This window comes from Mucilaginibacter sp. P4_E8, from assembly GCF_056401495.1.
Window position 1 is genome coordinate 1 of sequence record NZ_JBFUJG010000170.1, and the last position, 9,329, is coordinate 9,329.

Consider the following 9,329-nt stretch of genomic DNA (forward strand, 5'->3'; position numbering starts at 1 on the left):
CTTTTTATACTCTGACTTTTATTATCCCAATATTCTTTTTGAATATGAACACCAGAATTAATAGTGCTTACTTTCCTATCGCAAGTAATTCTTATAATAATTGAATAGGTTCCATCTGACTTTGCTCGTCTTTCATCTAATAATACTTTGTACGTAACCATGTTTTTTGTGTTATGGTTACTCTGTTTGTGCAAACTGTGTGCAAACATTCTTGTGTTTTGGCTTCAATTCTGATAAAACACTCTCACTACCCCAGGATGGAAATACTACCCGAAGACCCACGCCCAGGTCAAAATATAGCCATGTAAGGCGCCCAAAAAAGAGAGGAATAAACATTTAAAAAATTCAATTACCTAATTGTCAGTTGCTTAATATAAAATAAAAATATTTTTTTGAGGAATAGATTAGAACTTCTATATTTGCAGACCCAAAAGCAAGGGAGTTTAGCTCAGCTGGTTCAGAGCATCTGCCTTACAAGCAGAGGGTCACTGGTTCGAACCCAGTAACTCCCACACTTTTAAACCCTTCAGATTAAATTCTGAGGGGTTTTTTGTTGGTTTCTTCTGGTCGGTTTAGTCATATCAAATTTGCAGGCAAGCCCATGATTTGTCGACTTGTCAAAATACTCAGCTTTCCAATAGTGGATATCATTGATGTCCCGATAATCGATATCGTTAAGTTTGTAACACCCAATAAATGGGGATTTTAGAAAAACCATAATAGTTTCTTCGTTCGGCCAACCTTTGGAGGTTTCAACAATTTCGTTACCAAGTCGAAGTTCGGAATTTAAAATCTTCGTCAATTCACTACTAAAATTGTCTATGTGCTCCTGAGTGATCATTAAATTAATTGCCTTATAATTTTAGATAAATATAATTTTAATAATCATTGCAAATAAATATAGCAAATAATTTATTGGTTCAAATCCGCTATTAACCGCAAATCAACAAGGAAATGGTTCGATATAAGGTAAAMTCTAAATAAGAGCTCTTTTCCATATATGGTTTGAGGAATAATTCAGACTTGTGGCTAACAACACGCGACCCAAACTTTGATGTGCTAAAGAAATCTGCATAAATAAAAACCATCCACGCCCAAAAACTGTTCATATGTGATAAAGCGGTTGGGTAAGCATATTTGGTGTATCTCATCGGCCGCGATTGAATAATGTCGCAATCTACCCCTTAAATTGTCTTTTTATGCCTCACGGCCTCTTGTATTATACTATAATTTTGTTGTAATAAAACACAAAGCCCTTAAAAATAAGCTTATGAAAACGTTACAGTACACAAAAGAAATCAAAGCACCGGCCCAAAAAGTTTGGGATACGCTTTGGAATGAAGCCACATATTCCCAATGGACAGGCCCCTTTAATCCTAACGGCGGCTCTACTATGCAAAGTGATTGGAAAATAGGCGGGAAAACACTTTTTCTGGATACTAAAGGCAACGGCATGGTGAGTACCCTAAAGGCTAAGAACGAACCACATAAAATTGTGTTTGAGCACCTGGGCGAAGTAATAGATGGAAAAGAAGATACCTCCAGTGAAAAAGTGAAGAGCTGGGCGGGCTCCTTAGAAGAATATCACCTTTCCGAAAACAACGGTATTACCACCCTTAAAGCTTCTGTACAAGCAGGAGAAGAATGGGAAGAGATGATGAACAATGGCTTTACCAAAGGCCTGGAAATAGTAAAGGAACTCTCAGAACAGTAAACTTTAATTTTATAAAAGGAGCACAATGGAAAAGCCCGTAGCTAAATCACTGACAATCGTTATCCCGGCTTACCGTATGCATAGCCAGATGTTTAACAACATGCTGTATGGTGTTCGGGAACAGGATGCCCAAACGCGTATTGAAAATAAAACCAACCATTTAGCCTGGATGGCGGGGAACCTGGTTAACTGCCGGTATTGGCTGGCTGGCGTTTTGGGTATTCCAGGGAAAGATCCGAACGAAGATCTGTTTAAGGATGCAAAAGCGCTGGATATAAATGCCAAATATCCGTCGCTTGATGAGCTAAAAAAGGAATGGCATAAGATATCACCGCTGTTATATCAAAAGTTACTATCCGTGGAGGAGGCGGAACTTGTGGAGGCCCATGAATTCGGGATGAATGTTTCTTATGTAGAAGAGAACAAGCTGAACATGCTGGGTATGTGCATAGATCGTGAAAGCTATCTTTTCGGGCAACTAGGCCTGATGCGTAAGGTGTTGGATTATGGAGCCGTAAAATATGAGATGGATGATGGCTTAGGCTATTAAGCAGCAGGTTTGCTGCATTGTGAATTGATTATAAAATAACTTTTTTAAATAATTATCATGGCAAAATTGAATTCGTATCTGAACTTTGACGGCAATGCCGAAGAAGCGTTCATTTTTTACAAATCCGTTTTCGGTGGTGAGTTTGCAGGAGGTGTTATGAGAATGGGTGAAGCGCCGGGCTGCGAAAATATTACTGAAGCAGAAAAAGGCCGGGTGATGCATGTTGCCTTGCCAATAACAGGTGGCGATGTGCTAATGGCTTCGGACACTATGCCTTCTATGGGGCAAAAATTGGTAGTAGGCAATAACAACTACATCTGCATCAGCCCGGAAAGCAAAGGCGAAGCAGACCGATTATTTGCAGGTTTATCGGAGGGTGGCGAGGTGGAAATGCCCATGCAGGATCAGTTCTGGGGTGATTATTTTGGCAGCTTTAAAGATAAATACGGGGTATGCTGGATGGTCAATTATGGTACAGAAAAGAAAGCGTAAAAATAAATAACCCTCGACACTTTTAAACCCTTCAGATTAAATTCTGAGGGGTTTTTTGTTGATTTCCCCGGCTAATAGGCTCTTTCTGATGCATTATTTTATTTAAATAATAACAGTCATAATAAAAATATAATATATATGTTATTACTATGATTGCATTAGCTTCTTGTTATATATAAGAAACTAATTATATTATTTTGTTTATAAACCTTATCGTCTTTAAAAATGAATGCCTTGTATGGAAAGTTTAATATTGATATGTTACCTTCCGATGTTATCGATGTTACCGACAAAGTTAAGAGGTATTTGAATGGTAATATAATTGAAATTCCAAAACATACTAATTTTGATACGCTGTTTGGTAAAGTTGGCAATAACAAAAGAAACTACCTGCAAATATCGGTCAATGATCAAGTTTTCAATATAGCAGAAGACGAATATATTGAAAATATAAAACTTGATCTGACAAACAAAATTAATAGAATAAAGATCATATATTATATATACACAAGTCCAAATTCAAACTGGCGCGCCATAGTTTCAGGCCAATTATATCAATTGAAAAGCTATGGTATATTATCAGAGGCCGATTTGTATATTCATGTTACGGATAGTAATAATTACCTTGAAGAAATAAAAGTGCTAATTAATAACATAGTACCTGCCGCTATAATTAGCGCCTCGTATAACAATCAATTTGAGTATCCTGCAATTAAACTTTTATATGACTTAGCAATACAATATCCCGATAATAATTTCATATATTTTCATAGTAAGGGGATGACCCATAACCTGCATTCACGATCTCTTCAGGAAATAATGTTGCTTACAAAAACCTTTGAAAATTGGAGGAAAAACATCCAGCTTTTGAACAAGGAAGGAATAAATAAAGTTGGTTTATTTTCATCAGAACACGGATGGATCTGGTATAATTTCTGGTATGCTAAAGGCAGATATTTAGCAAGTTGTACTGCGCCTGAAATATCCGATTTTAGATATTATTATGAGTCATGGCTTGGATTAGCCGCTCCTAACAGGCAAACACCTGCCAGCGATTGTATTAATCTTTTTGAAATAAAAAATATTTCGAAGCCATATTTTACCCCCGTTGAGGCTGATATCTATAAGGAAAACCTCATGGAGAAATTATTTTCGCACGCCGAATCAAAGGATTTTCGCGTGGTAAGAACGCCCTTAATGATATATTGTCAGTTAAAGGTAGATTCATTCTTTAAACTATTCAAGAAATCAAATTTAAGGAAGTTGGTTCGAACCCAGTAACTCCCACACTTTTAAGCCCTTCAAATTAAATTTTGAGGGTTTTTTTAATGCCTGAAGATTTTGCTCTGGGTAAAAAACCTGCTGATTAATAAAACTACGCAGCTTAGCTATAGTCGGTTTAATTTTATTTTAGCGATGATCTGATAAATTGTTTCCTCGGCCAGGTTGCCGGGATTGCTGCATGTGCGTAGATAAGGACCTTCCGGTTCTAAGCTCAGTACTATAGCTTCATTACGAAATACCTCAAACTGGCATTTACCATTACCATGGTCCTTATTATCCCTTACATCAAACACCTCAGATTCTTTGCCGTGGCCTATTACTACTTCGAAATTCTTCATCACTGATAACTTATTTATTGACTAACAACAAAACAAGGTAATTGTGAAAACTATTTTAATAGCATTTTATATATGCTGATAGTTGTAAGCGAAACCGGACCGGTTTAGAAGAGACATTTGATATAAAATCACATACGAGGCCTACTTGATATGAAAAGGTACATATGAGCTTATAGCCGGGATGTTTATTAACACGGTAGTGTTAATAACTGTTATGCTGCTTTGTAATTGTATGTTAATCAATAATTTATTGTGCTGTTGATAACATTTTAAAATGTTTATTATTTGAGTTTAATAAACAATGAAAGCAAACCTTACCGGTTTAAATAATGCGGATAAAGCCCTAATGGCTTTATCCGCATTATAGGTAAACTATGGAATTTTATCCAATGCCGGAACGTTACTTCCTGAGCCTGAGTATCCCTTATTTTGATTGATATGCCCATTGATATTTAACTGAATATCGCTATTGGGTATAGGCCATAAAACATGATATGGCGATATGGTAAAGGTGTTTCCTGAATTGGTAATTACCCCTTTATTATAAAAATCATTCTTTTCAATAATGCGATCATAAAAGAAGTTGGATTCAGAAAAATTAGTCCGGTTGTATGTTTTGCCGCTGTATGATGCTTTACCGGTTAAGGCAAAAATATAGGCCATACGGGTGAGCTCGGTTTTGCGGGGCTCTTCCCAATAAAGCTCCCTGGCCCGCTCGTCAAGTACGGTGCCTATATTAACCTTACTGGGGTCGGTTAACGGGGCTGCCTGCGCCCGTGCCCTAACTACATTCAAATCGGCCATTGCATTCACCAGATCGCCTTTCCATACATATGCTTCGGCTCTTAACAGATATGTTTCGGCTAAGCGGAACACATACCAGTCAGTATTGGTGCCACGTGGCGGACTCCAATACTTATCAGTAGCTAAATTAGTTGAACTTATAAATACCTTATAATGAGGCCAGCCAAACCAGCAGCGTATGGTATCCCGGGGACCATTTATAAATCTTGTAGCTACGTTGTCTTTTGTCCATTGTTCCAGGTGCTTGCCATACCAGTCGGGATCTGCGTTTGAACCTGATTTTAAAGCCGGGTTGTTATAAACCAGGTCGGTCATGTTTATCCAGTTTCCGGGAGCATGTCTTAAATCGGTATTGTCTGTCCAGATGTATTGTGTGCTATATGGTGTTCCCCTGTACCTGCCTATTCCCCTGCCGTAATAAAGTGTAAGCGGAATTTCGGCCGTTACCGCGTCAACTATTCCTGCTTTGTTTTTACCTGGCGTAAGTATCGTATTAGCCTGAGAATAAAATGGCGTACAATTACGCATGAGTTGTGAGCCATTGGCAGTGTTACCTTCCAGGTTATCTCTGTCAATTACCAGGTATAAAGCCTCGGTATTAGCAGCAATAGCTTTATTATCCGGGCGATGCAAGTCCCAGATAACATTCTTGCTTGCATCAGCGCCGGTACTTCCAAAACGGCCAGTCATTAAATGATAAGGGCCACTGTTTATTACAGAACTTGCAGCTGCAATGGCATCATCAAACTTACCCAAAGCCAAATCAACTTTGGTAAGTAAGTGGTTAACGGCTCCCTTGGTAACATCACCTTTATTGCCGCCATCGGTTACCCATTGCTGAGCAAACTCCAAATCAGTTTTCATTTGCTGAAGTATCACCTCACGTTTTACCGTAGCATAAGCAACATTAGGAACTGTTTCTTCTTTAATGGGACAGGGTACATCACCAAACTCATGAACCAGGCGGTAATAGCAATAAGCCCTATGGAAATATGCGGTGCCTAAAATCAAATTTCGCTGTGCATCAGATGTATATTTAACATTATCAATACGCGATATGATCGTATTGGCATAGCGCACTCCCTGGTACCATTGTCGCCAATACCAGCCAATTTYGTTATAATCATCACTGTTCAAATTAGCGGTAGGGGTGATGCGCACATTCAGATCCTGGGCTGGCGTTGTTTTATCTGTAGTGCCCTCAACGGCAACATCCGAAAAAATAGACTCAGTAAGCATCGGTGCCGAGTCGCCAAAAAACTCTGCTCTTAAATTCTTACTCAGATAATTAAGCGCTGCCTGCATGGCAGGTACAGAGTTATAGGTAAGATCCGGAGTAAAGTCAGAAAGATCCTTAGGTTTTAAAAAGTCCTTTTTACAGCTCCCTGTAATCAACAATGCTGTTAAAGTAACAATTGCTGCTATTTTTTTATTTATCTTTTTCATGATCATCAGTTCAATTTTTAAAATACTACGTTTACGCCTACTGATATATACCTTGGAGTTGGTCCGTCATTTTCAGGATCCCAATAATCCCAGCTGGGGGCATATACCGAGGCATTGGTTACGTTAGCATATAATTTTGCACTTTGTATTTTTAAAGGCGTAAGCCAGGTTTTAGGAAAGTTATAGCCTATTGAAACTGTATTAAGCCGTATAAACGAAGCTTTTCGCCATACATTGATAGTGGTACCACTTGAGCCTGAATTTAAGCGGGCATAATCATTTATAGGATTAGCCGGTGTCCAGTATGGCTGTATATATGAGGATGTTCTTGAAATACTTACACCACCCTGATTATTTATAGCCTGGTTATATTGCCTGAGCTGACCCCAGTTTGAAAGCAGCAAAAAGGAAAAATCAAAGTTTTTATAGATATTGAAATCATTGCGTAAGGTCCAGGTAAATCTTGGCGACTTTGAACCTAAAAACTGTTTATCATCATCAGTGTATTTATATTGGTTAGGGCCGCTGTTTACCAGCTTTTGAAGCTTAAAATCGCCTGGTACAGCACCGTATAGGGCGGCCTGGTCCTTTTCATTGGTTTGCCAAACCCCTAATATCTTATAATCCCATACCGCGTTAATATCTTTTCCTATAAACCAGCCATTGGCCTTATCACTGTTTTCAACACGACTTGTGGTTCCGTCGGCGTTAATAATATTAGCTAAACCATATAAATGTTTGATGGTATYGCGGTTTAAAAAAAAGTTAAGCGTACTGCTCCAGATAAAATTACTTGATGCTATGTTTTTACTGGTAAGGTTAAATTCAAACCCCTTATTGTTTACTTCGCCTATATTTGATATAACACCCCTGTTGCCGGCGTTATTAGGATCTGAGAAGCCCGCCACATCTGGCAATGCTCTTTGGACAAGCAGGTTGGTTGTTTTTTTATTATAAACATCTATTGAACCATTTAAGCGGTTGTTAAAGATCGTGAAATCAATACCAGCGTTTAATGAAGTGGTTCGTTCCCACTTTAATTCAAGGCTTGCCATCCTGCTGATGTAAAGGGCGGCATTTGCAGTGGCTGTACCACCCGGCGTTACCGTTGGATATTTCTCATTCGTGATTACGGCCAGCGCCCTGTTAGGGTCAACAGTACCTGTAGCGTCTCTTATATCACGGTTACCGTTAACCCCGTATGATAAACGTAGCTTTCCATAGTTTAGCCACTTATTTGATTTCATAAATTCCTCATCGGTAAATATCCAGCCTGCTGCTACTGATGGAAAGTTGTCGCTCGGATGCCTTTGTCCGAAGAGCGAATAACCATCCCGCCGTATGGAAGCAGTAAGCAAATAACGCTGCATTAAGGTGTAGCCAATACGACCCAGGTATGCGTTGGCAGTGGAGTAACGGTCATCGCTGCTGGCTGTTGGTTTATTACCTGCACTAAGGTTATGAAAACTCAGGTCGTCATCAGGACTAAAACCTTCATTGGTTTCCCTGGTGAGCCATGATTGGTATTTTTCTGTATTAACCAATAAGGTAACATCAATATTATGAATATTATTAAAGGTCTGGTTCCATTTGAGCAAGTTATCTACCTGGTAGTTATACCGGTTTTCCATTGACCTTTGAGCCTGACCGCCTGGTACAGTTACATTGGGGTTATGTGATGAACTGTGATAAAAATTACGGTAGGAGTCAAAACTGGGTGTAAAATTTGTTTGAAAAGTAATATTCAATGGCAATGTTACCCTGGCATACAAATTTGCAAACAGTGTATTTTGCACATTCATACTTTCATCGTAATAATTATTTAAAAAGGGGTTCCTGGCGTTTAGCCCGGCATCGTCGGTTGGTATCCTTCTTAATGAACCATCAGGGTTATAAAAATCGCCATAAGGAGAGTTATTGGTGATCTGGGTCCAGTCGGCTTCGGTGGTATGGGTTCGGTCAACCGTATTATCAGTAACATTACTAATAGTTGGAAGGCCGCTCTCATCTCTTACTGCATACTGTGCATTAATACCAACGGTTAAAAACTTGGTGGCCTGTCCTTCCAGGTTTAAGCGGGCGCGTATATTACTATATTTACCCCCGGCAATAAGGTTTTGATTATTGGTATAGTTTAATGACATGTAGTAACTAACATCCTCCCTTTTGCCCGACATGCTGACCGTATGATCCTGCCTGAAACCATTACGAAAAACCTTATCAAACCAATCAACTGTTTTGCCGGCTGTGTAATTAGCTCTTTCATTTGCTACTAAACCAAGTCTGCTTAACCATTGATCAACCGGGTCGCCGGTGGCTTTTGTTAAATCCATCCATTGCTGCAATGTAACACCGGCAGGTAAATTTCTGGGGTCAGTATATTGATAACCAGGGTTGTTGACGTTGATGCTTCTCATTACATCTGCACGCCAGTCTAAAAACCCTTCAGGGCCATATACTTTTTGCTCTTTTTCTAATTGTGCTATACCAAAATTGGAATTAAGTGTAATAACCGGCGGGCCGTTTTTGCCCTTTTTTGTAGTGATGGCAACCACACCGGCTGCTGATCTTGAACCATATACGGCAAGCGCACTTGCATCCTTCAGTACATCAATTGATGCTATGTCATTAGGGTTGATATCAGCAAGCTGGCCAGGATAAATAACCCCATCCAATACTATTAATGGCGATGTATTACCGG

9 protein-coding genes and 1 tRNA gene are annotated in these 9,329 nt (G+C 39.1%); 5 read left to right on the forward strand and 5 right to left on the reverse strand.

Annotation, left to right across the window (positions count from 1 at the left end; translation table 11 throughout):
• On the reverse strand, positions 1–209 hold a 209-nt coding region (locus tag AC1DRQ_RS27445), incomplete at its 3' end, for an Arm DNA-binding domain-containing protein (RefSeq protein WP_477428685.1).
• Positions 210–437: 228 nt separating this feature from the next.
• Here AC1DRQ_RS27445 and AC1DRQ_RS27450 point away from each other — a divergent pair.
• Positions 438–512, forward strand: a tRNA-Val gene (locus AC1DRQ_RS27450).
• Positions 513–526: 14 nt separating this feature from the next.
• Here the strand turns inward: AC1DRQ_RS27450 and AC1DRQ_RS27455 are convergent.
• Entirely contained in the window at positions 527–841 is a 315-nt protein-coding gene (locus AC1DRQ_RS27455; RefSeq protein WP_477428686.1) for a hypothetical protein, read from the reverse strand.
• A 429-nt stretch (positions 842–1,270) separates the two neighbouring features.
• Between AC1DRQ_RS27455 and AC1DRQ_RS27460 the strand changes: the two genes are divergently transcribed.
• From AC1DRQ_RS27460 to AC1DRQ_RS27475, 4 genes are all read left to right on the forward strand, one after another.
• Positions 1,271–1,714: an SRPBCC family protein gene (locus tag AC1DRQ_RS27460; protein ID WP_477428688.1), complete on the forward strand. Its 444-nt coding sequence runs from the start codon at positions 1,271–1,273 to the stop codon at positions 1,712–1,714.
• 25 nt (positions 1,715–1,739) lie between these two features.
• Complete coding sequence (locus AC1DRQ_RS27465) at positions 1,740–2,264, forward strand: translin family protein (RefSeq protein ID WP_477428690.1); 525 nt, start codon at positions 1,740–1,742, stop codon at positions 2,262–2,264.
• Between the two features lie 57 nt (positions 2,265–2,321).
• Positions 2,322–2,756: a VOC family protein gene (locus AC1DRQ_RS27470; RefSeq protein ID WP_477428692.1), complete on the forward strand. Its 435-nt coding sequence runs from the start codon at positions 2,322–2,324 to the stop codon at positions 2,754–2,756.
• A 258-nt stretch (positions 2,757–3,014) separates the two neighbouring features.
• The gene (locus tag AC1DRQ_RS27475; RefSeq protein WP_477428694.1) at positions 3,015–4,037 is read left to right on the forward strand and encodes a hypothetical protein; all 1,023 of its coding nucleotides are present in this window, start codon (positions 3,015–3,017) and stop codon (positions 4,035–4,037) included.
• Positions 4,038–4,144: 107 nt separating this feature from the next.
• On the opposite strand, the gene AC1DRQ_RS27480 is transcribed toward AC1DRQ_RS27475, so the two are convergent.
• From AC1DRQ_RS27480 to AC1DRQ_RS27490, 3 genes are all read right to left on the reverse strand, one after another.
• Positions 4,145–4,378 carry a hypothetical protein gene (locus AC1DRQ_RS27480; protein ID WP_477428696.1) on the reverse strand — a complete coding sequence of 78 codons (234 nt, stop codon included), beginning with the start codon at positions 4,376–4,378 and terminating at the stop codon, positions 4,145–4,147.
• 372 nt (positions 4,379–4,750) lie between these two features.
• Entirely contained in the window at positions 4,751–6,628 is a 1,878-nt protein-coding gene (locus AC1DRQ_RS27485; protein ID WP_477428698.1) for a RagB/SusD family nutrient uptake outer membrane protein, read from the reverse strand.
• A 17-nt stretch (positions 6,629–6,645) separates the two neighbouring features.
• On the reverse strand, positions 6,646–9,329 hold a 2,684-nt coding region (locus AC1DRQ_RS27490; protein ID WP_477428700.1), incomplete at its 5' end, for a SusC/RagA family TonB-linked outer membrane protein.